This is a genomic window from Longispora urticae (genome assembly GCF_053902585.1).
Window position 1 is genome coordinate 42,423 of sequence record NZ_JAQZSH010000003.1, and the last position, 25,909, is coordinate 68,331.

Sequence of the window (25,909 nt, forward strand, 5' to 3'; positions counted from 1 at the left end):
GAGGCACTGCCCAGGATCTGCCCGGCAGCCCGTTTCCGCGCCGGCCTTGCTTCCGGGCGTTGCCGGGAGCCCGCGCCGCCCCCGCCGACCCCGTTTGCGCGGAGACCCCCTGCCCGGGTCGGCCAGGTATCCCGGGCCCAGGGCCGGTCCGCTGCCCTCCGCCCCTGCCCGCGTCGGCTCAGCCCCGGCCCCATCCGCGCCCACCTACCCGCGGGACCTGCACGCCTTGTCTCCGGCTCGCCACGCGCGGTAGTAATGGGCGCATGTCTCATGGTGGAACTGACGCATACAGTGGACTCACCGACCTGCCCGCCCTGGTCCGCTCGGCCGTCGAGGCGGCGGAGAAGGCCGACTTCCCGCTGTCCTGCGTACCCGAACACGGCGAACTCCTCCGGGTGCTCGCCCGGGGCGTCGGCCCCGGACGGATCGGCGAGACCGGCACCGGCTGCGGTGTGGGCCTCGCGTGGCTGGCCAGCGCCGCGCACCCGGACGCCCGCCTCGTCAGCGTCGAACGCGACCCGGCCCGCGCCGCCGTCGCGACGGACCTGTTCGCCGACCGGCCCGGCGTCGAGGTCGTCGAGGGCGACTGGCACCTCCTCGAAGAGCACGGCCCGTTCGACCTGCTGGTCCTCGACGGCGGCGGCCAGGGCAAGAAGGACGAGCCGCCGATCGACCCGGCGAAGTGGCTCCGCCCGGGCGGGCTGCTCGTGATTGACGACTTCACCCCGTCGACCGGGTGGCCGCCCACCTTCCTGGGCGAGGTCGACGGGCCCCGGGTGCACTGGCTGACCCATCCGCTGCTGCGCGCGGCCGAGGTGCGGGTGACCCCCGACCTGGCCACCATCGTCGCCACCTACCCGGGCTGACCGGCCGCCCGGGCCGCCGGGGCTGTCCCACCTACCCGGGCTGACCGGCCGCCCGGGCCGCCCCGCCCTGGGGTTGATCCGTCTACCCGGGCTGGCAGGCCGCCCGGGCCGCCCCGCCCGCCGGGGCTGTCCCATCTACCCGGGCTGACCGCCCACCGTTCGCGGGGCCGTCCCGACGCGTCGGCGGATCGGCACGGCCCCGCGGCGGTGGTAGGTTTCGCGTCTGCGGTCGGGCGGGGAGGACGAGATGATCACCTTTCACCTCCCCGGCGCGGCCGTCGAACGCCTCGCCTTCGCGTACTCGCCGGTCCTCGAGGCGGTCCTCAGCCTGCACGTGCTGATCGAGCCCAAGCACCACCCGCTCCAGCACGACTGGGTCCGGCAGATGCGCCGGCTGCCACCTGCGCTCCGGCGGGAGATCGCGGCGTTCGGGTTCGCCTACCGGTCGTACTTCCCAGCGCTCCTGTTCCCGCCGGCCACGGGCACGTTCGCCACCTTCGAGGACGAGCTGGCCCGGGCGCGCGTCCACCCGCCGCACGTCCTCAGTTTCGAGTTCACCGAGACCTTCGCCGCGACCCGGAGCCAGCTGTCCCGGGCCGAGGATCCGGCGGCCACCGACCGGATCCTGAGCGAGGCGGCCCGCCGGGAGCCGAAGAGCCTGGGCCTCGTCCGGCTGGCGCTGGACGACCCGGCCGTCGTGCTCGACCGTTTCCTGGCGCTGCTGTCCGACTACTGGGACGCGGCGTTCCGCACGGAGTGGCCGCGCGTGGAGGACCTGCTGGCGGCCAGCGTCGCCGAGGCGGGTACCAGCCTCGCCACCCACGGGCTCTACGGGTTCCTGCGCAGCCTGTGGCCGGAGATCCGGACCGACAGGGCGACGGAGCGCTTCTGGCTGGACCGGCGGCACGAGCACGATGTCACGATCGGCCCGGACGAGCAGTTCGTCCTCGTCCCCAGCGTGTACGTCTGGCCGCACGTCCGGGTCAACTGCGACCAGCCGTGGGCGCCCACCCTCGTCTTCCCCGTGGCCCACCTGGCCCGGACGGCGCACCCGCCGCTGCCGCCCAGCGACCTGCCCCGGGTGCTGCGCGCGCTGGCCGACGAGACGCGGCTGCGGGCGCTCCGGCTGATCGCGGAGCGTCCCCGGAGCACCCAGGAGCTGGCTCCCCTGGTGGGGCTCAGCGAGGCCGCGCTGTCCAAGCACCTGCGGCTCCTGGCGGAGGCGGGGGTACTGACCACCCGGCGGACCGGCTACTACGTGCTCTACAGCCTGGCGCCCGGCCGGATCACGGTCGTGATGGAGAGCATCCGGAGCTACCTCGGCCAGGGCTGACTCCCGGTCCGGGGAACTGAAGTCAGATGTTCCGAATAAGTTGATCACCGCCGCCGGCCGTGGGTAGCTTCGCTGCTGAATCGCGCTAGGAAGGTGGCGGACAAAGGTGACACATCTCGTCGTCGAACCACGGAGTTTCTTCTTCGGCACCCCGGTCGTCCTCATCAGCACGCTGAACGAGGACGGCTCCGCGAATCTGGCGCCGATGTCCTCGGCCTGGTGGATGCGCTGGTCCTGCATGCTCGGCCTGAGCACCAAGGGGAAGACGGTCCAGAACCTGCGCCGTGAGCGGCAGTGCGTGCTCAACCTCCCCTCGTGGGACCTCGGCGGAGCCGTCGACCGCCTGCAGAACACCACGGGACTGAACCCGGTCCACGCGGACAAGGCGGCGCGCGGCTACCGGTACGAGCCGGACAAGTTCGGTGCCGCCCAGCTGACGCCCGTGGCCTCGGAACTGGTCAGGCCGCCCCGGGTGGCCGAGTGCCCCGTCCAGTTGGAGGCCGTGATCGAGGCGGTGCACCCCTTCGGGAGCCCGGACGAACAGCTGGTCGGCATCGAGGCCCGGATCGTGCGCGCCCACATCGAGGAGTCCATTCTGGTGCCCGGCCAGCACCAGTACGTCGACGGTGACACGTGGAGCCCGCTCATCTTCAGCTTCGGCGAGTTCTACGGGCTCAGCTCGGCCCCTACAGCAACGTCAGCTGCGTAGCGTTCTCCGGCGTCACCACCAGCTCCGCGATCCGCGCCTGGGAGGGCGACGCCGGCGTACTCCGCGCGCCGCCGGCCCCCGGCTCCCCGATCCCGTGCCGCCGGCCGGCCGCGCGCACCCGGGCGGTGAGCTCCCGCTGGTAGCCCTGGGGCAGGTAGGCGCCCTTGCCGTAGAGCCGTTCGTAGACCTGGACCAGGTGCGGGTGCTCCCTGGCGAGCCAGGCCATGTACCACTCCCGGGCCCCGGGGCGCAGGTGCAGCCCGAGCGGCGTGACGCTCACGGCCCCGGCGGCGGCGATCGCGGCGACGGTGTGCTCGATCTCCTCGGCGGTGTCGGTGAGCCCGGGCAGCACCGGGGCCATCAGGACGCTCACGGCCAGCCCGGCGTCGGTGAGCCGGCGGACCACGTCGAGCCGCCGGTTGGGGCTGGGCGCGCCGGGCTCGACGGCCCGCCACAGGGCGGTGTCGGTGAACCCGACGGACACGGCGATCCCGACCGTGGTCACCTCGGCGGCGGCCCGGAGCAGGTCGAGGTCGCGGAGGATCAGGGTGCCCTTGGTGAGGATGGAGAACGGGTTCCGGAAGTCGGTGAGGGCCTCGATGATGCCGGGCATCAGCGCGTAGCGGCCCTCGGCGCGCTGGTAGCAGTCGACGTTGGTGCCCATGGCGATGTGCGCGCCGCGCCACTTCGGGGCGGACAGCTCGCGGCGTAGGAGGGCGGGGGAGTTCACCTTGACGACGACCTGGGAGTCGAAGTCGCTGCCGGCGTCCAGGTCCAGGTAGGTGTGGGTGTTGCGGGCGAAGCAGTTGTGGCTGACCACCCCGTCGGCGATGAAGTCCCCCGTACCGGTGGTGATGTCGAACATCGGCAGCTGCACGCCCAGGTCCTCGATGGCGGTGATGCCGAGCGGCGCGTTGCTCTTCAGCGCCGTGTTCGTGATCGTCCACTTGCCGGTGATGGCCGGGTCGACGGTGTGGAAGAACCGCAGGTGTTCGCGCAGGCCGCCGAGCAGCCGGAAGCACGCGAAGCCCCGGTCCTCGATGACGTAGTCGAAGTCGAGGGCGGTGAGGGCGGCCTCCAACGCGTCGACGATGTCCTTGTCGGCGCTGGGGATCCGCAGGATGCCGCGCGAGTAGCTGCCGGCGGAGTCGAACATGCCGGCGAGCAGGCCCTTGCACCAGTCGTCGGAGGGCGAACCGGGCCAGGACACCAGCCGGCCGATGGCCTCGACGGCGTCACGCTGGGAGGTGCGCAGCGTCGGGGGCCGGCCGGGCCGGGTGGACGCGGTGAGTCGTTCGGTGGCGACGTCGAAGTGGGCCAGGTACGCCCGGGTGCGGTCGAGCGCCTCGACCTCGGCGACGGTGAGCCGGAACCGGTACGGCGAGCGGGGGAAGCTGCTCAGGCCCTCGTCGCCGCGGATGATGCCGGACAGATACCCGAGCTGGTACTCGTCGGACTCGTCGGGCGGGGTGGCGAACCGCCCCGTACCCATCAGCTTGTTGCTGGTGGTCAGGTAGGGGCGCTTGCCGAAGCCGCGCTCGGCGCCCGTGACGTGCTTCCAGCCGCGCTCGGTGAGGAACCGGTGGTCGCCGCTGGCCACGAGGGAGGTGCCGTCGGCGAGGGTGATCCGGTACGCCGGCTTCACGGTGGACCAGTGGTCGAGGACGGTCGTCGTCACGTACCGCCGGTAGTTGCCCTGGCGTTCCGTGCCGTAGATCTCGTCGCCGACCTGGATCTCGGCCAGCGGGCGGGTGCGGCCGTCGGCCATCAGGATCGGGGTGTCGCCGGTCAGGCAGTAGACGCAGGCGTGGGAGCAGCCACGGTAGGGGTTCACCGTCCACTGGAACATCGCGCCGTCCCCCGGGACCTTGTTGATGATCGACTTGGCGTTGATCTCGTAGAAGGTCATGCCCGCGAAGCCGGGGGTGTCGAAGGTCCGCACCGTGGCGTCGGGGAGGCGCAGGGGCAGCTCGCCGTCGGTGGCGGTCGGCTCGGTGGCTTGCATGTGACTCCAGCGCATGCTCAATACTAGAACACATGTTCGAAGGACTGTCCATGTTCACCGCGTGGCGCGACTCACCGTTTCTCCGGCCCGACACGGGAGGATGATGGGGCCATGAGCGCCACCTTCGTGTACGACGGCGACTGCGCCTTCTGCTCCACCTGTGCGCAGTTCATCGAGCGCCGGATCCCGACCCGGGCCAGGATCGTGCCCTGGCAGTTCACCGACCTGGCCGCGCTCGGCGTGACCCGCGAGCAGGCGGAGAGCGCCGTGCAGTGGATCGACGGGCGCGGGGTGGTGTCCGCCGGGCCGGCCGGCATCGCCCGGCTGTTGCGCGACGCCGGCGGCCCCTGGCGCCCCCTCGGCTGGCTCCTGGGCCTGCCCCCGGTGCTGTGGCTGGCCTGGCCGCTCTACCGCCTGCTCGCCCGCAACCGGCACCGGATGCCCGGCGGCACCCCGGCCTGCTCGCTGCCCCAGGCCCAGCGCGACGCCCTCTAGGCCGGCAGCGGCGCGTACACCCCGGCGCGGTCCTGTCCGGTCAGTTCCCCGATCGCAGCCATGATCGTGTCGGTCGCCGCCCGCCGGTCCCGCGCGCTGGTCTCCGACCCGCTGACCGCCACGGGCGCGCCGAGACGGATCTCCACCTTCGCCGGCCGGGGCAGCGCGGCCCCGCGCGGCAGCACCCGGTCGGTCCCGACCATCCCCACCGGCACCACGGTCGCCCCGGACGCGAGCGCGAGCCAGCCGACCCCGACCCGGCCCCGGTACAGCCGGCCGTCGGGGGAGCGGGTGCCCTCGGGGTAGATGCCGAACACCTCGCCGGACCGCAGTACCGCCAGGGCCGTCTCCAGGGCCTCCGTCGCCGCCGCCCCGGCCCGGCGCTCGACGGGCAGCTGGCCGAACGCCCGGAGCAGCTTTCCCGTGAGCCGCCCCTCGGCGAAGTATTCGGACTTGGCCACGAACGTCACCCGGCGCGGCAGGAGCGCGGGCAGGATCAGCGGGTCGAGGGTGCCGAGATGGTTCGAGGCGAGCAGGACGGGTCCGGTGGCCGGCAGGTGGTGCAGGCCGGTGACGGTGGCGCGGCAGTACACCCGGAACAGGGGGCCGGCGATCACCTTCGCGAGTCCGTATGGCACCCGAGCAGCCTACTCACCGCCCTCTCCAGCGGGAGGAAGCTGGCCATGGCCACCTGGTGCGGCAGGAACGTGATGGTGACCGTGGCGAACACGACCGCGTGGAACAGGTAGAACCCGCCGACGAGGACGTACCGGGCCCGCTCGCGGACGAACAGCACCACCGGGCTGGCGAGTTCGAACGCCAGAATGCCGAACTGGCTCAGCACGAGCAGCCCGGGCACCCCGACGACCAGCTGGGCGAGCCAGGTGCCCCGGCGGATCACGGCCCGGGTCATGGTGGCCCCGGTGAGCCATTCGATCCCGCCGAACCGCAGCTTCGCCCAGCCGGCGAGGAAGTACGTCGCGACCACCGCCAGCTGGGTGACCCGCAGCGCCCAGCCCCCGGCGGCCGACGGTTCCGTGGAACCGAACCGGGCCCGGCCGGCCGTGGGCAGGGCGGCGAGTGCGACGAGCAGCCCGAACCGGTCGTGGTCGACCTTGCCGTAGCTCATGGCGAGGACCATCCACTCGGCGTACAGCAGGAAGACGGTCCCGCCGAGGAGCCGGGGACACCGGCCGGACGCCGCGGCGAGCGCCGCGCAGAGCAGTACCCAGAAGATGCCGTGCACGAGTGCCGGGGTGGGGGCCGGCAGGTGCAGAATCCGCGCGACGAACACCGGGCGGTACAGCTCGACGGGCACCGTGGCGTGGCCCCGGACCCAGGGCGTGAAGATCACCAGGTCGGCCGCGACGAACAGGTACACGAGCACCCGGAACAGAGCGACCCGGCCGAGGGGTACGGGCGCGCACAGCCACCCGGGCACCTGGGTCGGGACCGGGGTAGCGGTCACCGTTCCCATGCGGCGACCGTCTCCTCGGTGGCCCGTCCGGTCGGCCGGCCGTCGCGCAGCTCGTGCCAGGTGACCACGACGGTGACCCGGCGGATCGGGGCCGCGGCCGGGTTGCGGCGTTCGTAGGCCACCGCGAGCAGGCGGGGGAGGTCCGGCCGGCCGAGCTGTCCCTCGACCTCCGCGCGGCGGAGCCCCGTGTTGGTCTCGGTCAGGTCGAGGGCCGCCCCGGTGTCGTCGAGGGCGGCGACCCGGGTGTCGCGGACGGGCGCGTCGAGGACGTCGGTCGTCGCGTACATCCGGAAGGGGCCGACGGGAAAATCGTCATCGGAGCCGAACAGGGTCCCGAGGAGCAGAGCCACCGCGACGAGTGTGGTGATCGTCACTCGGAGTCGCATATCGGAGATTCTAGGATCGGGTGGATCCTTCACCCGGCCAGGGCGGACGTAGTCCTTTCGGTCGATGGGTGCTTACGTTTGCGTAACTATGGCGCAGGTCACAGCAAACCAAAGATTTACAGAGCAGGATCGGCAGCACAACAAAAAGCGCGGGCGGCGGGCGTCTATAGGCCTCGCCGCTCGTTGCTGTTTGTAGGGATCCGACTATGCTACTGACCGGTAACCCATCGCGTGAGGAGCCCGCAGATGCAGTTCGGTCGGTATTTCGAGGAGTTCGAGGTCGGTGCGATCTACAAGCACTGGCCCGGAAAGACCATCACCGAGTACGACGATCACCTCTTCTGTCTGCTCACCATGAACCACCACCCGCTGCACATCGACGCGCACTACGCGGCGACGTCGACGGAATTCGGCAAGAACGTGGTGGTCGGCAACTACATCTACTCGCTGCTCCTCGGCATGTCGGTCGCCGACGTGTCCGGTAAGGCCATCGCGAACCTCGAGGTCGAGTCGCTCAAGCACGTCGCGCCGACCTTCCATGGGGACACCCTCTACGGCGAGACGACCGTGCTCGAGGTCAAGGAGTCCAGCTCCAAGCCGGACCGCGGCATCGTCTACGTGGAGACCCGTGGGTACAACCAGGACGGCACGATGGTGTGCATTTTCCGCCGTCGCGTCATGGTGCCGAAAGCTCCCCAATAGCCATATCCTGTGAGTCACCAGGTGACTACAGGGAGGTCGGCATGCGGGACCAGTACACCGGCACCGAGTGGGATCTGCTCGTGGAACTGCCCCGGGCGGTGGTGATCGCGGCGACCTCGGCGGAGGCGGACGGCGCCCGGCGCACCGTCAACGAGGGCCTCGCGGGACACGCGGGCATCCAGGCCGGCGAGGTGGACGACAGCGCCCTGGTCCGCGCGGTGTACGCGGACCTCTTCCTCAACGAGGCCGACCCCGACGCCGACGAGTTGCCGGCCGCCGAGGAGTTCAACAACCGGGCGGCCGGCCTCGCGGAGGTGCTCGACGGCGCGCGCCGCGCCTCCCGGGTGCTCGCCGAGAAGGCCGAGCCCGCCGACGCCGCCGCGTACCGGGTCTGGCTGCACCGGATCGCCGGTTCTGTCGCGGAGGCGGCCCAGACGGGCGGTTTCCTCGGCATCGGCGGGGACCGGGTCACGGCCGCCGAGCAGCGGTTCATGGACGACCTGGCGGAGGCGCTAGCCTGACCGGGTGACGGAGGACGAGGTCGAGGTCGGCGTGGGCCCCTGGGTGGGCCCGTGGCCGGACGACGCCCGGTACGACCCGGAGCTGCTCGAACTCGGCGACCGCCGCAACGTGGTGGACCGGTACCGGTACTGGACCCGCGAGGCGGTCGTCGCCGACCTGGACCTCCGCCGGCACGACTTCCACGTGGCCATCGAGAACTGGCAGCACGACATGAACATCGGCACCGTCGTGCGGACCGCCAACGCGTTCCTGGCCCGGGCCGTGCACATCGTGGGCCGCCGGCGCTGGAACCGGCGCGGGGCCATGGTGACCGACCGCTACCAGCACGTCTTCCACCACGAGACCATCGATGACCTGCTGGCCTGGGCCAAGTCCGAGGACCTGCCGATCGTCGGGATCGACAACCTGCCCGGGGCGGTGCCCCTGGAGTCGGTGGAGCTGCCCCGCCGGTGCGTACTGCTGTTCGGGCAGGAGGGGCCGGGGCTCTCCGAACCGGCCCGCGCGGCGGCGAGCCTGGTGTGTTCGATCGCCCAGTTCGGCTCCACCCGGTCGATCAACGCCGGGGTCGCCGGGGGCATCGCGATGCACGCGTGGATCCGCCAGCACGCCTGAACGCCACGCGTGCCGTCGCCGGTACGCCTGAATGCACGGTGTCCGCGGCGCTGCCTCCAGGTATCCGACAGTCCGCGTGAATGAAAATTTCGGAAGGGATTTTCTTCTCCAATGCGGAGTAGCCTGACTTTGTGAGCGTCGCGGTCCGTTGTCCGCAGCACGGCGGAGAAGTACCACCGCCGTCCCCGTCGCGCTCCACTGTGGGCCTCCGGTACACCGCCGGACCACAGCGCAGAAGTGGACGGACCCGGGCTTCCGGAGGTACGCGGTGGCACGACCGACTACAGCGGGTGACGTACTGGTGGACGAAGTGGTCCTCCACGACCTCGTGGAATCGCTCCCCAGTGCACTCGTGTTCGGGGCTCTGTCCCCGTATCTTCATGGGGAGGGCTGAAGTTCTACTGAGACATTCACCGTACGAGCCGTAACTGATACTCTGGGTAACGCCGCGGCAATGCAAGTGGGGAGGGGAATTCTCGCCATGGTCAAAAAGATTCTCACGTGGGGTGGCCTCGCGTTCCTGGTCTTCTTCATCGCGTATCGGCCTGATTCCGCAGCCGGTGTGGCTGGGAAGATCGGCGACACGATCGGAGAAGTGCTGAGTGGAATGGGCGACTTCCTCGCTGGTGTGGTTGGCTGATCGCTGATATGGCCGACGACGGACGTAACGGCCCGGACGAGACACCGAACCGGGATACCGAGCCGATCCCCCGGGCACGCCCGGAGCCATCGGTGGAGGATCTGACTGCCTCCACGTCTGTGGACTACCTTGCTCCTCCTCCCGTTCTCTCGGAGGAGGAGCTCGAGGGTCTGCGTTTCGACGCCGCCGGCCTGCCGGTGGGTCCCCGCAGGGTCCTGCCGCTCGAGCCAGAACCGAGCCCGCTCGTCTCGCGCTACCTGTTCCCCACGGAGCGGTACCGGGGCGAGTGGCGCAGGCACTGGATCCACCTGGTCCCCGAGCTGGCCATCGGCGTCGGGGCCACGTTCGTGATGGGGTACGCGTCGGGCCTGCTCGCCAAGCACAACCAGGGCGGGGTCACCGGGGTCGTCGTGGCCCTGTGGATCGCGGTCCTGGTGTGGGTCGGCTGGAAGCACCTCGACTGGTACTTCGACCGCTTCATCCTCACCAACAAGCGGGTCATGGTCGTCTCCGGCATCGTCACCCGCAAGGTCGCCATGATGCCGCTGATGCGCGTCACCGACATGAAGTACGAGCAGTCGCCGGTCGGCCGGATGCTCAACTACGGCACCTTCGTGCTGGAGTCCGCGGGCCAGGAGCAGGCGCTCCGCGAGGTCAAGCACCTGCCGAACCCGAACGAGCTCTACCTGCGGGTCTGTGAGGAGATGTACGAGCCGGAGGCCGTCGAGGCACGGCTCGGCCGGGGCGAGGAGAGCGGCGGCGGCGAGGACGCGTAGCGTCGGCCCGATGCGGATCGATCTTCACGTCCACTCCACGGCGAGTGACGGTACGGTGCCGCCCGGCCCGTTGATGGCCGAGGCGCGCGCCGCCGGGCTGGACATCGTCGCCCTCACCGACCACGACACGACCGCCGGCTGGGACGCGGCCACCGAGGCGCTGCCGGCGGGCCTGACGTTGATCCCCGGCGCGGAGATCTCCTGTGTGTGGGACGGCGGCGCCTCGAACAGCCAGTGGGACGACCACGGGGCGTCCGTGTGGAAGGCCCGCGAGGCCGCCCGGCCCGCCGCCGAACGCGAGGGCATGGAACTGCACCTGCTGGCCTACCTCTTCGACCCGGAGCACGCCGAGCTGGCCGGCACCATGGCCGGCCTGGTCGAGGACCGGGCGCACCGCGGCGAGCGGATGGTCGACCTGATCCGCGCCGACGGCGTCGACATCACCTGGGAGCAGGTCCTCGGCTACGCGGCCGGCGGCTCCGTGGGCCGGCCGCACCTGGCCAGGGCCCTGGTGGAACTCGGCGTGGTCGGGACGGTCGACGAGGCGTTCGGGGCGGAGTACCTCGGCACCCGGTGGCAGCTGCCGAAGGCCGCCGTGGACGTGTTCGAGGCCGTCGACCTGGTCCGCGCGGCCGGCGGGGTGCCGGTGTTCGCGCACCCCAGGGCCTCCAAACGCGGCCGGGTGGTACCGGACTCGATGATCGTGGAGCTGGCGGCGCACGGCCTGTTCGGGCTGGAGGCGGAGCACACCGACCACACCGACGCCGAACGCGACGAGCTGGTCGCCCTCGCCCACGACCTGGGCCTGTTCGTCACCGGCTCCAGCGACTACCACGGCACGAACAAGACGGTCCGGCTCGGCGCCCGGACGACCGCCCCCGAGGTGTACGAACGGATCGTCGCCGAGAGCCACGGCACGCCGCCCCGGGTTTCCTGACCTGCCCGGGGCCCGCGACCCTAGAGTGGGCTCGTGGATCTCAAGCTGCTCGGGGCGACCTTCCTGACCCTGATCGTGATCACCGACCCCCCGGGGCTGGTGCCGATCTTCCTGGCGCTCACCTCCACCATGGATATCCGCAACCGGCGGCGCGCCGCGCTCCAGTCGGTGCTGCTGTCGTTCGGCGTGATCGTGACGTTCGCGGTGGTCGGGGAGCAGATCTTCAAGTACCTGCACATCGAGCTGTTCGCCCTGCGCGCGGCGGGCGGCATCCTGCTGCTCCTGGTGGCGCTGGAGCTGCTGACCGGCAAGGCGGACGACCCGTCCCGGGAGGTCACCTCGAACGTGGCCCTCGTGCCGCTGGGCACCCCGCTACTGGCCGGGCCGGGCGCGATCGTGGCGACGATGCTCGCGGTGCGCGGGACGGACGAGGTCGGCGGTTATCTGGCCATCGCGGGGGCGATCGTGGCCGTACACCTCATCATCTTCCTGGTGTTGCGGTTCTCGACGATCATCGTGCGGATTCTCAAGCCGAGCGGCATCGAGGTGCTGACCAGGATCGCGGGCCTGCTGCTGGCGGCCATCGCGGTGCAGTTGATCGCGGACGCGATCGTGGAGTACGTCAAGACCCACTTCTAGGCGGGTCTGGTGCCTAGCCCTCGGCGGGGGCCACGCGGCGGATGACGGCCACGCCGCTCTCCAGATCGATCCGGTTACCGCCGTCGGCCGAGGTCACGTCCCTGCGGAGCCGCTTCTGCTGCTCCACGTGCTCGGTCTGCTTGCGCTGCCCGGGGGAGAAGAAACCGCCGAGCTCGGCCATGCCGGCAGACAGCGAGCCGGCCGAGGCGTTGTCCTCGTCGCCGCCACGCATCCAGCGCAGTAAACCCATGGCCGTGCCTCCCCTGCTAGATGTTCCAGTGTCGCACCCCGGTGAGAGCATGGGAATATGCCGAGCGCGAAACCGGACGAAGACAACCAGCTTGCACTTTTCTCCGCACCAGTGAAGCTCTTCAGTTGTACGCCGAGCAGGATCACCACCTACGAGGACTGCCCCCGTAGGTACCGGTACGCGTACCTGGACCGCCCAGCGCCGCCCAGAGGCCCCGCGTGGGCGCACAACTCCCTCGGCGCGAGCGTGCACAACGCCCTGAAGAGGTGGTACGACCTGCCGACCACCCAGCGTACTGCGGAAATCGTCCCCCGGCTCCTCACCGGCGCCTGGGTGACCGACGGTTACCGGGACGCGGCCCAGGTCAAGGCGGTGTACCGGACGGCGGTCGCCTGGCTGGAGCGGTACGTCGCCGGGCTGCCCGAGGGCGACCCGGTCGGCGTCGAGCGCACGGTGGCGGCGAAGACGGAGACGCTGGCCCTGTCGGGGCGGGTCGACCGGCTCGACGCGCGCGACGGCGAGCTGGTGATCGTGGACTACAAGACGGGGCGGACCGGGCTGGACGCCGACGACGCGCGGGGTTCGCGGGCACTCGCGCTGTACGCGTACGCGGCCGAGCGGATGTTCCACAAGCCGTGCCGGAAGGTCGAGCTGCACCACCTCCCTACGGGTACGGTCGCGGCGCACGAGCACACCGTCGAGAGTCTGGCGCGGCACGTGGCGCGGGCCGAGGCCACGGTCGCCGACATCCGGGCGGATCGTGAGTTCGCGATGCGGCCGAGCGCGCTGTGCTCCTTCTGCGACTTCCGGACGTCGTGCCCGGCGGGGCGGGAGGCGCCGAAGCGGGACCCGTGGACGGCGGTGGAGGGCTACACGGTTCCGGCGCCCCGGGAACCCGGGGCAGGGGTCCCGGCGGCCGTGGCCGATGACCCGGCGGGTGTCAGCGGACCAGGGCAGACCATCTGACGGGTACTGGCCGGCGAGCTGCTGACCAGGTGCCGGCGGCCCGGCGACGAACGCGATCGGCCAGCGCTGGCCGTGGAGCGGGAGCCGTCGATGTGTGGGGGCGCGGTCGAGCCGCGGCGGATTCCGGGGCCGGTTCGGAAGCCGGGGCCGGCGGGGGATTGCGCTGGGCACCAGGGAACGCGAGAATCCCTCAGTTATGAGCCTCGATCGGGACCGCCGCGCACGCATCGCCGTCGCGGGCGCGTACTTCGTGCAGGGCCTGTGCTTCGCGGCCCTGGTCACACGGGTACCGGCGATCCAGGCGGAGCACCGCTTCACCGACGAGGAACTCTCGCTCGTCCTGCTCGCCGTGCCCGTGTTCGCCGGGATCGGCAGCGCGCTGTCCGGCTGGCTCGCCGCCCGGTTCGGCAGCGCGGCGCTGCTCCGGATCTCCGGGCCGCTGGTGTGCGCGACGATCGCGGCCACCGGCGCGGCCCCCAACCGCCCGGCGCTGTTCGCGGTCCTCGTCGTCTTCGGGCTCGGCGTCGGCGCGGTGGACGCGACGATGAACATGCAGGGCGTGGCGGTGCAGGCCCGGTACGGGCGGAGCATCCTCGCGTCGATGCACGCGGTGTGGAGCGTCGCGGGCATCCTCGGCGCGCTCGCCAGCGTCGCCGTCGCCGGCCGGATCCCGCTCGCCGCGCACCTGGGGGTCGTCGGGGCGGTCGGGGTGGCGCTCGCGCTGCTGGTCGGCCCCGGACTGCTGAAGCGCGCCGAGATCCGGGGGCCGCAGAGTTCCGCCGTGCCGGTCGCCGAGGGGGCGGCCGGCACGGCGGGCACGACCGGAGCTGCCGGGGGCCCGACCGGGGACGCGGTCGCCGCCGGCCCGGCGGGCGCCCCGGGCACGACCGGGCTCGCGGCGAAGGTGCCGTGGAAGCCCGTGCTCATGATCGGGATCGCGATGATGTTCATGTACATCGCGGACTCGTCCACCTCGAACTGGCACGGCCCGTACCTGCTCAAGGAGCTGGGGAGCACGGAGTCCGTGGCCCCGTGGGCGTACTTCTTCTACCAGGGCTTCCAGGTGATCGGCCGCTCCGGCGCGGACCGGCTGGGCGAGCGGTTCGGCTCGACGCGGACCGTGGTGGTCGGAGCACTGGTCGGCACCGTGGGGCTCGCGCTGGTGGTGGCCGCGCAGAGCCCGTGGTGGGGGATCGCCGGGTTCGGGGTGCTGGGCCTCGGGCTGTGCGCGATCGTGCCCCAGTCGTTCACGGCGGCGGCGCGGCTCGACCCCGACAACACCGGGGTGGCGATCGCCCGGGTGAACCTCTTCAACTACGCCGGGTTCGTACTGGGCGCCCCGCTGGTGGGGCTCGTCGGGAACCTGCGGCTCGGCTTCGTGATCCCGCTGGTGCTGGTCCTGGCGATCATCCCGTTCGCGGGCGCGTTCCGCCCGGCCTTCACGGACGGGGCCGGGCGCCCACTCGTAACCAGATAGAGATCTTGATCTTCACCAGGCGGCGAGCTCGCGGGCCAGGGAGCCCAGGTTGACCGTGAGCGGGCAGGGCGCCTCGGTGGTGAAGATGCCCGGGGCGGTCACCGTCTGGCGTTCCACATAGGTCTCGCCGTCGAGCCGCAGCTCCGTGATGGTCAGCGGGTCGGGGTCCACGATCAGGTAGGACGGGATGGCGTGCCGGGCGTAGACGGCACGCTTCTCGCCCCGGTCGCGGTCGGCCGTCGCCGGGGACAGGATCTCCAGCACGAGGAGCGCCTCGGCGGGCCGCTTCATCTCGCTGTCCGGGCGGGGGCAGAGCATCAGGTCGGGGGCCGGGTGGTTCTGCCGGTCGAGGTAGAGCCAGGTGTCGATGCCCAGCCACAGGTCCCGGGGGAGCTGGCGGCGGAGGGACGTGCCGAGGATGACGAGCAGGGAGCCGTGCGTGGGTCCTGCCGGTGGCGTCACGATGATCGCTCCGTTGACGAGCTCGTGCGGGATGGAGTCCGGATAGACCTCGGGATTCGTCGGATCGGCGAGGATCCGGCGGAGGGTCTGGGCGTCCCGGGCGTCGGCGGCCAGCGCGTCAGTCCATCCTGTGGTCACCGGAACACCCCCTGCCGTTGGCCCGATTATCGCACAAACCCGTGCAAACTCGGCCTCCCTCGAACGGACGAGGGAGGCCGAGTCTATCGATACCTGGAGATCATCGCCAGGTCAGTGACCATTCACTCCGTTGGCGATGGTGTCGCCGAGACCCTTGTCGACCGCGCGCCAGTACGCCAGCGCCTTCGCCAGGATCGGCGCCGACACCCCGCCCTTGAGGTGGCCGACGACATTGCTGGCCAGCGCGGCCCGCTCGGCGTCGGTGAGCACCTCGCGGACCAGCGTGCCCGGCTGGCCGAAGTCGTCGTCCTCGGCGTGCAGGGTCGCGGCCGACCGGACCATCTCGCCGTCGACCTCCCAGCCGATCTCCGCGCCCTTCGTCTCGTCGGCGACCGGGCCGCCGTAGGAGTTGGGGGAGTAGACCGGGGAGTTGCCGCTGTGGTCGAAGCGCATCGCACCGTCGAACGTGTACGTGTTCACCGGCACCTTCGGCTGGTTCACCGGCAGCTGGGTGTAGTTGGTGCCGATCCGGTGCCGGTGGGTGTCCGCGTAGGCGAACATCCGGCCGAGCAGCATCTTGTCCGGGGACACCCCGATGCCCGGGACCAGCGCCGACGGCTCGAACGCGGCCTGCTCGATCTGGGCGAAGAAGTTCTCCGGGTTGCGGTCCAGGGTGAGCCGGCCGACCTCGATCAGCGGGTAGTCGCCGTGCGGCCAGACCTTCGTCAGGTCGAACGGGTTGAACCGGTAGCCGGGCGCGTCCGCGTACGGCATGATCTGCACCTTCAGCGTCCACGACGGATGGTCGCCCCGCTTGATGTGCTCGATCAGGTCGCGGCGGTGGAAGTCCGGGTCCTCGGCCGAGATCGCCGCCGCCTCCGACGCGCTCAGGTTGCGGATGCCCTGCTCGGTGACGAAGTGGTACTTCACCCAGAACCGCTCGCCGCCCGCGTTCACCCAGCTGTAGGTGTGCGAGCCGAAGCCGTGCTGCTCGCGCCACGTCGCCGGCGTGCCCCGGTCCGTGAACAGCGTCGTCACCTGGTGCGCGGACTCCGGGTTCAGCGTCCAGAAGTCCCACTGCATGTCGTTGTCGCGCAGCCCGGTGTCCGGCAGCCGCTTCTGCGAGCGGATGAAGTGCGGGAACTTGATGGGGTCCCGGATGAAGAAGACCGGGGTGTTGTTGCCGACCAGGTCGTAGTTGCCCTCGGTCGTGTAGAACTTCAGCGCGAACCCGCGCGGGTCGCGCGCCGTGTCCGCGCTGCCCTGCTCGCCGGCGACCGTGGAGAACCGCAGCAGCGTCTCGGTGGTCGTGCCGGGCTGGAACACCGCGGCCTTGGTGAAGGCGCTGACGTCGGCCGTGACCGTGAAGTGCCCGAACGCGCCGCCGCCCTTCGCGTGCACGTTGCGCTCCGGCACCCGCTCACGGTTGAAGTGCGCCATCTGGGCGATGAAATGATGGTCGTGCAGCAGGATCGGGCCGTCGGCGCCGGCGGTCAGCGAGAACGCGTCGCTGGGGGCCGGGGAGCCGGTCTCGGTCGTGGAGTGCTCGGTCAACGTCTCTCCTCCAACTTAGGGGCGAGACCCGGACTCCCGGATCTCAGTCTTCGGTGATCTCCTGACACTTGGGGCACAGGCCCCAGTACGTGACTTCTGCCTCATCGAGGACGAAGCCATGACTTTTCGACGGGGTCAAGCATGGGGTGTAGTGCACCGCGCAGTCAACATCGTCGATGGCTCCGCAGCTCCGGCACACCACGTGGTGGTGGTTGTCCCCCGTGCGCGCCTCGAACCGGGCGGGGTGGCCGGCCGGCTCGATCCTGCGGGCGAGGCCGGAGCGGGTGAGGGCACCCAGCACGTCGTAGACGGCCTGGGTGGAGACACTGTCGAGCCGGTCGCGCACCTGGCGGGTGATCTCGTCCACGTCCAGGTGGCCCCCGCCGGCCAGCACGTCGAGCACCGCGAGCCGCGGTTTCGTGACCCGGAGGCCATGCGCTCGGAGCTGCTGGTCACTTGGCATGACCAGAAGGTAACCACGTTTTCTGGAATCAGTCAAATAAGAGCCGGAGGCGGTGTGGGGCATTGCCCCGGCCGTCGCGGTACGCCCACACTGACGCGATGTTCGATGAGATCATGGGTCTGCCGGCGCACCCGTTGCTCGTCCACGCCGCCGTCGTCTTCGTGCCACTCCTCGCCCTCATGGGCGTGGTCTACGTCCTGGTGCCGCCCCTGCGGGCCCGGTTCACCTGGGTGTTCCTCCTGCTGGTCGTCATCGCCCCCGTCGTCTCCTGGGTGGCCAAGGAGAGCGGCGAACGCTTCGAGCGGCGGATGCAGGACAAGGGCATGATGCCCCCCGAGCTCGCCGCCGACATCAACGTCCACCAGGACCACGGCGAGAAGATGCTCTGGTTCGTCTGCGGACTCGCCGTCGTGTCGCTGCTGTTCATGGCGCTCGAGGCCGGGCGGCGCCGGGCCAACGCCAACGCCGCGCCCGCACCGGCCGGCGGGGAGGTCGCGGCACCCCCGGCGGCCCGCGGGCGCATGATCATGATGATCGTGTTCGGCCTCGCGGTGCTGGTCCTGGCCGGGTTCTCCGGGTGGTACGTGTACAAGACCGGGGACGCGGGCGCCCGGATCGCCTGGAGCGGCTACTAGACCCAGATCAAGGGCATTTTCTGGTTACGGTGGGAGCCGGCCCTGTGTGTGAAGGTTGGGGCCCACGGGGTTGTCCGGGGCCACGGGTGGGCCGGGCTCACGGGTGGGCCGGGCTCACTGGTGGTTCGGGCCACGGGTTGGGGTGGGTTCGCGCGGCGGGACCAGGGCCACGGGTGGGCCGGGTGTGGTGGGCGGGTCCACAGGGTGATCTGAGTCCGTGAGCCCGCAGGTCCGCCGGTCGACTGGGTCCGCGGGACGGGCCGGTGCGGTGATCGGGCCAGGTCTGTCGGTGAGCCTGGTCCGCGGCCACGGGTCCGTGCGGTGCGTTCCGGTCCTCGGGTGGCTCAGACGAACAGGGCCCGGCCGCACAGGATCAGGACGAGCACCAGGGCGACGGCCCCGGACATCATGCCGACCCCGTACGTGATCGTCCGGGCGGCGCGTTCCTCCGCGTCGAGGACACGGTGCTCCTGCGCGGGCAGTTGCCGGGCCGGCGGGATCTCCACGATCGTGGGCGGGCGCCACCCCGGCGGGGGCGGGGTCGACGGCGGCGGTCCCGTGTACGCCGGCGGCGTCGGGCGCGCGGGCGGTGCCGGGGGCTCCGGCTGGCCGGAGGCGGGGCGGCGCCAGTAATCATCCGTCACCCGCCCACCGTAACGGTCGGGCGCACGGGACGGGGCACCTCCTGCGCCGACGGGTGCGCCACAGCCCCCGACCCGGCGGCGATCCGGCGCCCGGCCTGGGTGGGCGGCGCTCCGCACCGCCCACCCAGGCCTCCCACGCCAAAGAACATCCGACCGACCTACGACCGGCCACGACCGGCCATAACGTCCTCGGACATCCGCCACCTGATGCTCGGACGCCCGGCCAGCTGTCCCGCCGCCCAGGCCAGTTGCGTCAGCCACCAGCCCATTCCCCACACGCGAAGAAGGCCGGAGCGCGATGTGGCCGTCGTCGTCTCCGGTTCCGCCCGCTCCCCACACACGAAGAAGGCCCTCAGCACCGGCTCGGGCAGGGCGACACCCTGGGGCCGCTCCCCACATACGGAGTGGGCCCGCCTTGAACTCGTCCCAGGTGACCGAGCCGATGGCCCGCTCCCCGCACGCGAAGAGGGCCCCACCCAACCGGATGGAGCCCCCTGCGTTACCTCTGAGTCCTACTCGGCCGAACTGCCAGCCGGCTTCCGCCGCCGCCGACGCGGCTTGCGCGCCTCCTCGCCACCGTCGAACGACCCCTCGTCAGTTCCGGAGTCCCCTTCGACGACCGGCGCCGCGAACACGGGGGCGACGACCCCCGACGCGAACGGCGTCCCCAACGCCACGGCCGGAGCCGGCGCGGAGGACCGTGCCGACCGCGAACGCGGAGCGGTCGAACCCGACCCGGAACCGGAGGTCCCCGACCCGGTCAGCGCGGCCCCCGGAGAGGCCACCCCGCCCCGGGCAGCGGCAACCTCACCGGAACCCGAACCCGAACCGGAAGCCGCAGCCCCGACGGAGACGGCGCCGGACTCGGCCCCGCCACCGACGACCGGCGACTCACCATCGGCGACCCGCCGCGACCGACGACGCTGACGCGGCGGCTTGTCGACCGCCACCTCCGCCGAGCCCTGGGCGGGAGCCGCCCCGGCACCCGAGGAGGAACCGGCCGGCCGCTCGGACCGGCCGCGGCCACCGCTCTTGCGGTCACCCCGGTCCCGGTCGCGACCGCCCTTGCGCGGGCCGCCCTCGATGTCCTCGATCGCCTCGGAGCTCAGCCCGGAACGGGTGCGCTGCGCCGACGGGAGGGTGCCGGTGACGCCCTCCGGGATGTCGAGGTCGGTGAACAGGTGCGGGGACGTGTGGTACGTCTCCGGCGGGTTCGGCTGGTCGAGGTGCAGGTTCTTGTCGATGAGGCTCCAGCGCGGAGCGTCCTCCCAGTCGACGAACGTGACGGCGACACCGGTCGCCCCGGCGCGGCCGGTGCGGCCGATCCGGTGCACGTACGTTTCCTGGTCCTCGGGGCAGTCGTAGTTGATCACGTGGGTGACCGCCGTGACGTCGATGCCGCGGGCGGCGACGTCGGTGGCGACCAGCACGTCGACCTTGCCGGCCCGGAACGCGCGCAGGGCACGCTCCCGGGCGCCCTGGCCCAGGTCACCGTGCACGGCGCCGGCCGCGAAGCCGCGGAAGTCCAGGTCCTCGGAGAGGTTCTGGGTGGCCCGCTTGGTCCGGCAGAAGATCATCGTCAGGCCCCGGTCCTTCGCCTGCAGGATGCGGGCGACGACCTCGGCCTTGTTCATCGGGTGCGTGCGGTAGACGAACTGCTTGGTCAGCGGGTTCGGCGCACTGTTGTCGTTGTGACCGGCGTGGATGGTCACCGGGTTCTTCAGGAACCGGCGGGACAGCGCCACGATCGGGTCCGGCATGGTGGCGGAGAACAGCATGGTCTGCCGCTGCTCCGGCAACATGGCCAGGATCTTGGTGACGTCCTCGAGGAAGCCCAGGTCGAGCATCCGGTCCGCCTCGTCGAGGACGAGCGTGCGGACCTTGCCCAGGTTGAGCTTCTTCTGCTTGGCGAGGTCCATCAGCCGGCCGGGCGTGCCGACGACGATGTCGACGCCCTTGGCCAGCGCGTCGACCTGCGGCTCGTAGGCGACGCCGCCGTAGACGGCGAGGACGCGGATGCCGCGCACCTTGCCGGCGGCGGCCAGGTCACGGGCGACCTGGACGTTGAGCTCGCGGGTGGGGACGACGATCAGGGCCTGCGGCGCACCGTCGGCGCCCTCGCTCACGTCGAGCGTGCGCTCCAGGATCGGGATCCCGAAGCCGAGGGTCTTGCCGGTGCCGGTGGGGGCCTGGCCGATCACGTCGCCGCCGCGCATGGCGATCGGGAGCGCGTACTCCTGGATCGCGAAGGCGCGCGTGATGCCGACAGCGGCGAGCGACTCGACGGTCTCCGCGCGCACGCCGAGCTCGGCGAACGTGGGGGCCTGCGTGTCGACGGCGATCGGAATCAGTGGTTCTACGGTGATTTCTTCACTGGGGTCGTGCTGTGCGGGAAGCAGTGTGGTGTCCCTCTCAGGTGGCCACGGGCGCGGAGAGCGTGTCGCGACGTGACGCGGGCTTCGTGCGACCTCAGCAGAGCGGGTCGTCGGCCTGCGCGCCGCGGCGCCAGTGGCGGATCGGTGCAGGTGCGGGGCCTCGAGTGGCCAGAGCGCTCCTGCTATTAACAGCCATGGTAACTGTTTATTGGTCGACGCGCCGTGACCAATTCACTGCGTGACGTTTCCGACAGGCTCACCTGTGGCTCATCTCACCGAAACACGGGATTTCCGGCGCGAAAAAGGTAGCCTGCGGTCGTGTCTGAGTCCTCCCTTGCCGTGACCGACCTGCTCGCCGTCCTCGCTTACGGGGAGTTGAGCGCCTTCGACCGGATGGCCGAGGACGCCCGGCTCGCCCCGGACCACGCCCGGCGCGCCGCGCTGTCGGAGATGGCCGGCGCGGAGATCGCCAACTACCGCCGGCTCGTCGACCGGCTGACCGCCCTCGGGGTCGACCCGGTGGCCGCGATGGCCCCGTTCGTGGCGGCCATCGATGACTACCATGACCAGACCGAGCCGCGCGACTGGCTGGAAGGCCTGGTCAAGGCCTATGTCGGGGACTCGATCGCCGACGATTTCTACCGGGAGATCGCCGGTTTCCTGGGCAGTCCGGACCGGGAGCTGATCCTGGACGTGCTGCACGACACCCGGCACGCGGACTTCATCGCGGGCGAGATCCGCGCCGCCGTCGACGCCGACCCGAAGGTGGCCAGCCGGCTGGCGCTGTGGGCCCGGCGGCTCGTCGGCGAGGCGTTGTCGCAGGCCCAGCGGGTGGCGTCCGAGCAGGAGGCGCTGACCGAGCTGGTCGTGCAGGGCTCCGGGGACCTCGCCGCCGTCAACGCCCTGTTCAAGCGGCTGACGGCGGCGCACACGGCGCGGATGGCCGTGGTCGGCCTCAACACCTAGATCATTTCGATGGGTACGCCGGGCGCGTCGCCCGGCGCTCCCTAACCCCAGGTCTTGCCGGTGAGGCGTTCGTAGACCTCGATGTAGCGGGTGCGGATGCCCTCGACCACGTCGGCCGGGATCTCCGGCCCGGGGGCCGTGCGGTCCCAGTCGAGCGAGCCGGACCACTCGCGCAGGTACTGCTTGTCGAACGACTTCTGCGGGCCGCCCGGCTGCCAGGCGTCGGCGGGCCAGTACCGGGACGAGTCGGAGGTGAGCACCTCGTCGGCGAGCACCAGGGTGCCGTCCGGGGCCCAGCCGAGCTCGATCTTGGTGTCGGCGATCAGGATGCCGCGCTCGGCCGCGAGGTCGGCGCCCCGCTGGTACACGTCGAGGGTGATTCTGCGCAGCTCCTGGGCCGTCGCCGAACCGACCGCCGTGACCACCTCGTCGAAGGTCATGAACTCGTCGTGCTCGCCGATCGCGGCCTTCGTCGTCGGGGTGAAGATCGGCTCGGGCAGCTTCGAGCCCTCGACCAGCCCCTCGGGGAGCGCGATGCCGGACACGGTGCCCGCTTTGCGGTACTCCTCCAGGCCCATCCCGACCAGGTAGCCCCGGGCGATGCACTCGACGGGCACCATCCGCAGCTTGCGGCACCGGATGGCCCGCCCGGCGAACTCGGCCGGCACGTCGGTCGCGGACACGACGTGGTTGGGCAGCACGTCGGCCAGCTGGTCGAACCACCACAGGCTCAGCGCGGTGAGCAGCGCGCCCTTGTCCGGGATGGGGGTGGGGAGGATGACGTCGTAGATCGAGATCCGGTCGGAGGCGACCAGGATGATGTCGTCGCCGTCCTCGTAGACGTCGCGGACCTTGCCCGAGTGCAGAAGCTTCACCCCCGTCACGATAATTCCTCCAGCAGGCCGAGCACCGCCCGGGCCACCGTCCGGGGTGCCTCGAGCTGTGCGACGTGCCCGACCTGGTCGAGGATCAGCAGCCGGCTGTCGGGGATCGTGGTCGCCACCTTGGGCGCGACCCGCACGTCCACCAGCCGGTCCTGGTTGCCCGCGATCACCAGGGTCGGGGCCTTGACGTGCGCGGCCATGTTCCACAGCGAGCCGCTGCCGGGCAGGTACGCGCGGACGAAGTTGCCGACCAGGTCGCGGAAGGTGCGCACCCAGGCCTCGGCGTACCAGGGCTGGGCGACCCGGATGGCGGCCTCGTCGGTGTAGCGCTGGAACACGTCGTCGGTGATCCGGGTCGGGTCGGCGTAGCAGAGTTCGAGCGCGGCGCGGGTGATGTCCGCCGGCGCCATGGCCTGGATCCGCTTCGTCGCGATCCGCTCGACGTTCGGGAGCAGGAGCATCGGGAGCAGCTTCGAGTGCGCCGACCAGCGCGGGTCCATGAACGGCATGGCCGGCGAGATCAGGGTCAGGGTGCGGACCAGGTCGGGCCGGTTCGCGGCCACCCGGACGGACACGGCCCCGCCGAGGGAGTTGCCGAACAGGTGCACCGGGCCCCGGTCGGACTCCTCGATCCACCGGATCACCCGGGCGGCGAAGGCCGACACGCCGTACCGCTTGGCGGGCTCGCTGAGTCCGAAACCGGGCAGGTCGATCGCCTGGCCGTCGAGCCGTCCGGCGAGCAGTCCGGCCAGGTCTGTCCAGTTCTGTCCGGAACCGCCGAGGCCGTGGACGTAGAGCGCCGGTTCGGTGTCCGGGCTGGTCCCCGGCGTGTCGCGAACGTGGGTGACCGTGCCGTCGAGGGTCACCTCGCGGCCGGGCCACGCTGGCCAGGGGCCGGTTTCGGGGGACAGAGTCTGCTCGGGGACCATCCGTGCGCGCTTCACACGGAGAGTGTGCCTCAGATACATGGCTGATCACGGGATACGCTCAACGGGTGCCGGTACCAATGACGCCGGCTTGACGGAGGTGACCAATGGCTGCGGCTCCCACCAGCGGCGCGCAGACCACCGGGCGCCCGGTACGACTGCCCAGGTCCGCGCGGCGCAAGCAGCTCCTCGCCGCGGCCCAGGAGGTCTTCGTAGCTCAGGGTTACCACGCGGCCGCGATGGATGACATCGCTGAGCGCGCCGGCGTGTCGAAGCCCGTGCTGTACCAACATTTTCCCGGCAAACTGGAGCTCTACCTCGCGCTGCTCGACGTGCACTGCGACGCGCTCGTGCGCAAGCTCCAGGACGCCATGGGCGAGCTGTCCGACAACAAGCTCCGGGTCGAGGCCGCGATGCAGGCCTACTTCGACTTCGTGGACGGCAACGGCGAGGCGTACCGCCTGGTGTTCGAGTCCGACCTGCGCAACGACCCCGCCGTGCGCGAGCGGGTCGACCGGGTCGAGCAGGGCAGCATCGCCGCCATCACCCAGACGATCACCAAGGACACCTCGATCAGCCGGGAGCGGGCCGAACTGCTCGCGGTCGGCCTGACGGGTGCCGCGGAGATCGCCGCGCGGTACTGGCTGGCGAGCGGCCAGCAGGTGCCCAAGGAGGAGGCCGTCGCTCTGATGGCGACCCTGGCCTGGCGCGGTATCTCGCACTTCCCGCTCGCAGGCAGCGAAAGTTCATAGAGGAGGGTACGTGGAGGTCAAGATCGGCGTGCAGTTCGCCCCGCGCGAGCTCGTCGTGGAGAGTGCCCAGTCACCGGCCGAGGTCGAGACGGCCGTGATCGAGGCTCTGAACTCCGAGTCCAAGATCCTGAGCCTGGTCGACGAGAAGGGCCGCCGGGTGATCGTCCCGGTCGACAAGCTCGCCTATGTGGAGATCGCCGAGATTGTGACCCGCACGGTCGGGTTCACCGCCGGATAGGTTTTGCCCCGAACGGCCCGGTTCGCCGGGCCGTTCGGCGTGTCATCGATGGTCGGGTTGCCCCGAATGTCATGGTGAGGCCATGCCGAGGGCCAGCCTGAGCACGGACACGGAGCCCGCCGGGGACCGTCCCGACCCGCGCCGGGAGATGCTGCGCCGCCGGCAGCGGACGGCCCTGATCTGCCTGCTGCTGCTCGCCGGGCTGCTGGTCACCGTCGATTTCGTCCGGGGCCTGAGCCTGCCCGCCGAGGTGCCCGCCGGGAACCTGGCCGCGCGGCCGCGACCGGAGCCGGTGATGGAGCCACGCGCGCCGGCCACCTCCGCGCCGCCCGCCGCCGCCCCGGCCGCAGCGCCCGCCGCCGCGCCGGCGATCCAGCCCTCACCCTCCCCGGTGCCCTCCGCGTTCCCCCGGTCCGCCACCGGCGTCTTCTCCTTCGCCGCCAGCCCCGGCGCGGTGCTCGGCAGGGCGGGCCAGATCCGGCAGTACCGGGTGGGGGTCGAGAACGGCTCCGGCCAGGACGTCGAGGCGTTCGCGGCCGAGGTCGACCGGGTGCTCGGCGACCCGCGTGGCTGGACCGGCTCCGGCGACCTGCGGCTGCAACGGGTGCCGACCGGCGGGGAGTTCACGGTGTACCTGGCCACGGAGGCCACCACCGACACCCTCTGTCGCGAGGACGGCATCCAGGCCAAGCAGTTCCTCTCCTGCCGGCTGAGGAGCAACAAGGTGATCATCAACCTGAGTCGCTGGCTGACCGGCGTGCCGGACTACGGCGCCCCGCTCGGCGCGTACCGGGAGTTCGCCGTGAACCACGAGGTCGGCCACCAGTTCGGAAACGGACACGAGCGCTGTCCGGCCCCCGGGGGTGCCGCGCCGGTCATGGTCCAGCAGAACCTGGGGCTGTACGGCTGCACCGCCAACGCGTGGCCGTACGTCGACGGGAAGCGGCTGACGGGGCCGACCGGGTCGTACGTACCCGAAAACTAGGGGTTGTGGGTCGGGTCACCGCAGAAGGGTCGCGTGGCGGGGCACAATGGCAGTTGGCCGCCCGCCCCGGCTCCTGATCCTCGCGAACCGCGACC

30 protein-coding genes are annotated in these 25,909 nt (G+C 71.2%); 18 read left to right on the forward strand and 12 right to left on the reverse strand.

Translation table 11 applies throughout. The annotated features are described in order from the left end of the window. Window positions 1-263: 263 nt before the first annotated feature. The 3 genes from PT931_RS01810 to PT931_RS01820 all read left to right on the forward strand — a co-directional run bounded on the left by PT931_RS01810 (window position 264) and on the right by PT931_RS01820 (window position 2,908). Window positions 264-866, forward strand: coding sequence for an O-methyltransferase (locus PT931_RS01810; RefSeq protein ID WP_456243951.1), 603 nt, complete (start codon window positions 264-266; stop codon window positions 864-866). A 247-nt stretch (window positions 867-1,113) separates the two neighbouring features. Further along, a complete protein-coding gene (locus tag PT931_RS01815) occupies window positions 1,114-2,199 on the forward strand; it encodes a DUF5937 family protein (protein ID WP_456243952.1) in 1,086 nt (361 codons plus the stop codon). Window positions 2,200-2,305: 106 nt separating this feature from the next. Further along, window positions 2,306-2,908 (forward strand): flavin reductase family protein, encoded by a 603-nt coding sequence (locus PT931_RS01820; protein ID WP_456243953.1) that lies wholly within the window; start codon window positions 2,306-2,308, stop codon window positions 2,906-2,908. Here the strand turns inward: PT931_RS01820 and PT931_RS01825 are convergent. Further along, window positions 2,886-4,928, reverse strand: coding sequence for an intein-containing Rv2578c family radical SAM protein (locus tag PT931_RS01825; protein ID WP_456243954.1), 2,043 nt, complete (start codon window positions 4,926-4,928; stop codon window positions 2,886-2,888). The genes PT931_RS01820 and PT931_RS01825 overlap by 23 nt on opposite strands. Before the next feature lie 96 nt (window positions 4,929-5,024). On the opposite strand from PT931_RS01825, the gene PT931_RS01830 reads away from it, so the two are divergent. Further along, window positions 5,025-5,408: a thiol-disulfide oxidoreductase DCC family protein gene (locus PT931_RS01830; protein WP_456243955.1), complete on the forward strand. Its 384-nt coding sequence runs from the start codon at window positions 5,025-5,027 to the stop codon at window positions 5,406-5,408. Here the strand turns inward: PT931_RS01830 and PT931_RS01835 are convergent. Genes PT931_RS01835 through PT931_RS01845 form a run of 3 tightly spaced genes read right to left on the reverse strand, consistent with a single transcriptional unit; the run spans window position 5,405 to window position 7,271 of the window. Further along, entirely contained in the window at window positions 5,405-6,046 is a 642-nt protein-coding gene (locus PT931_RS01835) for a lysophospholipid acyltransferase family protein (protein WP_456243956.1), read from the reverse strand. The genes PT931_RS01830 and PT931_RS01835 overlap by 4 nt on opposite strands. Further along, entirely contained in the window at window positions 6,022-6,885 is an 864-nt protein-coding gene (locus tag PT931_RS01840; RefSeq protein WP_456243957.1) for an MFS transporter permease, read from the reverse strand. The genes PT931_RS01835 and PT931_RS01840 overlap by 25 nt, the downstream gene beginning before the upstream one ends. Beyond that, window positions 6,873-7,271 (reverse strand): hypothetical protein, encoded by a 399-nt coding sequence (locus PT931_RS01845; protein ID WP_456243958.1) that lies wholly within the window; start codon window positions 7,269-7,271, stop codon window positions 6,873-6,875. The genes PT931_RS01840 and PT931_RS01845 overlap by 13 nt, the downstream gene beginning before the upstream one ends. Window positions 7,272-7,517: 246 nt before the next feature. Between PT931_RS01845 and PT931_RS01850 the strand changes: the two genes are divergently transcribed. The 7 genes from PT931_RS01850 (at window position 7,518) to PT931_RS01880 (ending at window position 12,099) form a co-directional block, all read left to right on the forward strand. Next, window positions 7,518-7,973 carry a MaoC family dehydratase gene (locus PT931_RS01850; protein ID WP_456243959.1) on the forward strand — a complete coding sequence of 152 codons (456 nt, stop codon included), beginning with the start codon at window positions 7,518-7,520 and terminating at the stop codon, window positions 7,971-7,973. Window positions 7,974-8,014: 41 nt separating this feature from the next. Further along, the gene (locus tag PT931_RS01855) at window positions 8,015-8,494 is read left to right on the forward strand and encodes a hypothetical protein (RefSeq protein ID WP_456243960.1); all 480 of its coding nucleotides are present in this window, start codon (window positions 8,015-8,017) and stop codon (window positions 8,492-8,494) included. A gap of 4 nt (window positions 8,495-8,498) precedes the next feature. Next, window positions 8,499-9,107 carry a TrmH family RNA methyltransferase gene (locus tag PT931_RS01860; RefSeq protein ID WP_456243961.1) on the forward strand — a complete coding sequence of 203 codons (609 nt, stop codon included), beginning with the start codon at window positions 8,499-8,501 and terminating at the stop codon, window positions 9,105-9,107. 481 nt (window positions 9,108-9,588) lie between these two features. Further along, complete coding sequence (locus tag PT931_RS01865) at window positions 9,589-9,747, forward strand: hypothetical protein (protein WP_197005521.1); 159 nt, start codon at window positions 9,589-9,591, stop codon at window positions 9,745-9,747. An 8-nt stretch (window positions 9,748-9,755) separates the two neighbouring features. Then, complete coding sequence (locus tag PT931_RS01870) at window positions 9,756-10,523, forward strand: PH domain-containing protein (RefSeq protein WP_456243962.1); 768 nt, start codon at window positions 9,756-9,758, stop codon at window positions 10,521-10,523. Between the two features lie 10 nt (window positions 10,524-10,533). Beyond that, the gene (locus PT931_RS01875) at window positions 10,534-11,460 is read left to right on the forward strand and encodes a PHP domain-containing protein (protein WP_456243963.1); all 927 of its coding nucleotides are present in this window, start codon (window positions 10,534-10,536) and stop codon (window positions 11,458-11,460) included. Window positions 11,461-11,493: 33 nt separating this feature from the next. Further along, the gene (locus PT931_RS01880; protein ID WP_456243964.1) at window positions 11,494-12,099 is read left to right on the forward strand and encodes a MarC family protein; all 606 of its coding nucleotides are present in this window, start codon (window positions 11,494-11,496) and stop codon (window positions 12,097-12,099) included. A 13-nt stretch (window positions 12,100-12,112) separates the two neighbouring features. Here PT931_RS01880 and PT931_RS01885 read toward each other — a convergent pair whose 3' ends face one another. Further along, a complete protein-coding gene (locus PT931_RS01885) occupies window positions 12,113-12,349 on the reverse strand; it encodes a DUF6191 domain-containing protein (protein ID WP_456243965.1) in 237 nt (78 codons plus the stop codon). Window positions 12,350-12,406: 57 nt separating this feature from the next. On the opposite strand from PT931_RS01885, the gene PT931_RS01890 reads away from it, so the two are divergent. Together PT931_RS01890 and PT931_RS01895 are read left to right on the forward strand one after the other, a co-directional pair. Continuing rightward, on the forward strand, window positions 12,407-13,315 hold the full coding sequence (locus PT931_RS01890) for a RecB family exonuclease (protein ID WP_456243966.1): 909 nt from the start codon (window positions 12,407-12,409) through the stop codon (window positions 13,313-13,315). 196 nt (window positions 13,316-13,511) lie between these two features. After that, entirely contained in the window at window positions 13,512-14,792 is a 1,281-nt protein-coding gene (locus tag PT931_RS01895; protein WP_456243967.1) for an MFS transporter, read from the forward strand. Between the two features lie 12 nt (window positions 14,793-14,804). On the opposite strand, the gene PT931_RS01900 is transcribed toward PT931_RS01895, so the two are convergent. The 3 genes from PT931_RS01900 to PT931_RS01910 form a co-directional block, all read right to left on the reverse strand. Then, window positions 14,805-15,392, reverse strand: a complete 588-nt coding sequence (locus PT931_RS01900; protein WP_363730195.1) for a Uma2 family endonuclease — start codon at window positions 15,390-15,392, stop codon at window positions 14,805-14,807. Between the two features lie 111 nt (window positions 15,393-15,503). Next, complete coding sequence (locus PT931_RS01905) at window positions 15,504-16,946, reverse strand: catalase (RefSeq protein WP_456243968.1); 1,443 nt, start codon at window positions 16,944-16,946, stop codon at window positions 15,504-15,506. Between the two features lie 43 nt (window positions 16,947-16,989). After that, window positions 16,990-17,409, reverse strand: coding sequence for a Fur family transcriptional regulator (locus PT931_RS01910; protein ID WP_456243969.1), 420 nt, complete (start codon window positions 17,407-17,409; stop codon window positions 16,990-16,992). Between the two features lie 98 nt (window positions 17,410-17,507). Here PT931_RS01910 and PT931_RS01915 point away from each other — a divergent pair, with 98 nt between their 5' ends. Next, a complete protein-coding gene (locus PT931_RS01915) occupies window positions 17,508-18,044 on the forward strand; it encodes a DUF2231 domain-containing protein (RefSeq protein ID WP_456243970.1) in 537 nt (178 codons plus the stop codon). 344 nt (window positions 18,045-18,388) lie between these two features. Here PT931_RS01915 and PT931_RS01920 read toward each other — a convergent pair whose 3' ends face one another. Beyond that, window positions 18,389-18,688, reverse strand: a complete 300-nt coding sequence (locus tag PT931_RS01920) for a translation initiation factor 2 (RefSeq protein ID WP_456243971.1) — start codon at window positions 18,686-18,688, stop codon at window positions 18,389-18,391. A gap of 512 nt (window positions 18,689-19,200) precedes the next feature. Next, window positions 19,201-20,889 (reverse strand): DEAD/DEAH box helicase, encoded by a 1,689-nt coding sequence (locus tag PT931_RS01925; protein ID WP_456244068.1) that lies wholly within the window; start codon window positions 20,887-20,889, stop codon window positions 19,201-19,203. 492 nt (window positions 20,890-21,381) lie between these two features. On the opposite strand from PT931_RS01925, the gene PT931_RS01930 reads away from it, so the two are divergent. Beyond that, complete coding sequence (locus PT931_RS01930; RefSeq protein WP_456243972.1) at window positions 21,382-22,029, forward strand: ferritin-like fold-containing protein; 648 nt, start codon at window positions 21,382-21,384, stop codon at window positions 22,027-22,029. A gap of 41 nt (window positions 22,030-22,070) precedes the next feature. Here the strand turns inward: PT931_RS01930 and PT931_RS01935 are convergent, their stop codons facing one another. Together PT931_RS01935 and PT931_RS01940 are read right to left on the reverse strand one after the other, a co-directional pair. Next, window positions 22,071-22,904 (reverse strand): phosphoribosylaminoimidazolesuccinocarboxamide synthase, encoded by an 834-nt coding sequence (locus PT931_RS01935; RefSeq protein ID WP_456243973.1) that lies wholly within the window; start codon window positions 22,902-22,904, stop codon window positions 22,071-22,073. Window positions 22,905-22,909: 5 nt separating this feature from the next. Then, the gene (locus PT931_RS01940) at window positions 22,910-23,857 is read right to left on the reverse strand and encodes an alpha/beta fold hydrolase (RefSeq protein WP_456243974.1); all 948 of its coding nucleotides are present in this window, start codon (window positions 23,855-23,857) and stop codon (window positions 22,910-22,912) included. Window positions 23,858-23,946: 89 nt separating this feature from the next. On the opposite strand from PT931_RS01940, the gene PT931_RS01945 reads away from it, so the two are divergent. The 3 genes from PT931_RS01945 (at window position 23,947) to PT931_RS01955 (ending at window position 25,814) form a co-directional block, all read left to right on the forward strand. Continuing rightward, window positions 23,947-24,591: a TetR/AcrR family transcriptional regulator gene (locus tag PT931_RS01945; protein ID WP_363730174.1), complete on the forward strand. Its 645-nt coding sequence runs from the start codon at window positions 23,947-23,949 to the stop codon at window positions 24,589-24,591. Window positions 24,592-24,601: 10 nt separating this feature from the next. Next, window positions 24,602-24,829, forward strand: coding sequence for a DUF3107 domain-containing protein (locus PT931_RS01950; protein ID WP_456243975.1), 228 nt, complete (start codon window positions 24,602-24,604; stop codon window positions 24,827-24,829). 82 nt (window positions 24,830-24,911) lie between these two features. Further along, window positions 24,912-25,814 carry a DUF3152 domain-containing protein gene (locus tag PT931_RS01955; RefSeq protein ID WP_456243976.1) on the forward strand — a complete coding sequence of 301 codons (903 nt, stop codon included), beginning with the start codon at window positions 24,912-24,914 and terminating at the stop codon, window positions 25,812-25,814. Window positions 25,815-25,909: the final 95 nt, after the last annotated feature.

Bases quoted from the DNA above. Each gene is read 5' to 3' on its own strand.
- PT931_RS01840 (WP_456243957.1), bottom strand. From the start codon at position 6,885: ATGGGAACGGTGACCGCTACCCCGGTCCCGACCCAGGTGCCCGGGTGG.
- PT931_RS01885 (WP_456243965.1), bottom strand. From the start codon at position 12,349: ATGGGTTTACTGCGCTGGATGCGTGGCGGCGACGAGGACAACGCCTCG.
- PT931_RS01910 (WP_456243969.1), bottom strand. From the start codon at position 17,409: ATGCCAAGTGACCAGCAGCTCCGAGCGCATGGCCTCCGGGTCACGAAA.
- PT931_RS01865 (WP_197005521.1), top strand. From the start codon at position 9,589: ATGGTCAAAAAGATTCTCACGTGGGGTGGCCTCGCGTTCCTGGTCTTC.
- PT931_RS01955 (WP_456243976.1), top strand. From the start codon at position 24,912: ATGCCGAGGGCCAGCCTGAGCACGGACACGGAGCCCGCCGGGGACCGT.
- PT931_RS01810 (WP_456243951.1), top strand. From the start codon at position 264: ATGTCTCATGGTGGAACTGACGCATACAGTGGACTCACCGACCTGCCC.
- PT931_RS01815 (WP_456243952.1), top strand. From the start codon at position 1,114: ATGATCACCTTTCACCTCCCCGGCGCGGCCGTCGAACGCCTCGCCTTC.
- PT931_RS01845 (WP_456243958.1), bottom strand. From the start codon at position 7,271: ATGCGACTCCGAGTGACGATCACCACACTCGTCGCGGTGGCTCTGCTC.
- PT931_RS01895 (WP_456243967.1), top strand. From the start codon at position 13,512: ATGAGCCTCGATCGGGACCGCCGCGCACGCATCGCCGTCGCGGGCGCG.
- PT931_RS01870 (WP_456243962.1), top strand. From the start codon at position 9,756: ATGGCCGACGACGGACGTAACGGCCCGGACGAGACACCGAACCGGGAT.
- PT931_RS01825 (WP_456243954.1), bottom strand. From the start codon at position 4,928: ATGCGCTGGAGTCACATGCAAGCCACCGAGCCGACCGCCACCGACGGC.
- PT931_RS01945 (WP_363730174.1), top strand. From the start codon at position 23,947: ATGGCTGCGGCTCCCACCAGCGGCGCGCAGACCACCGGGCGCCCGGTA.
- PT931_RS01855 (WP_456243960.1), top strand. From the start codon at position 8,015: ATGCGGGACCAGTACACCGGCACCGAGTGGGATCTGCTCGTGGAACTG.
- PT931_RS01830 (WP_456243955.1), top strand. From the start codon at position 5,025: ATGAGCGCCACCTTCGTGTACGACGGCGACTGCGCCTTCTGCTCCACC.
- PT931_RS01875 (WP_456243963.1), top strand. From the start codon at position 10,534: ATGCGGATCGATCTTCACGTCCACTCCACGGCGAGTGACGGTACGGTG.
- PT931_RS01890 (WP_456243966.1), top strand. From the start codon at position 12,407: ATGCCGAGCGCGAAACCGGACGAAGACAACCAGCTTGCACTTTTCTCC.
- PT931_RS01915 (WP_456243970.1), top strand. From the start codon at position 17,508: ATGTTCGATGAGATCATGGGTCTGCCGGCGCACCCGTTGCTCGTCCAC.
- PT931_RS01850 (WP_456243959.1), top strand. From the start codon at position 7,518: ATGCAGTTCGGTCGGTATTTCGAGGAGTTCGAGGTCGGTGCGATCTAC.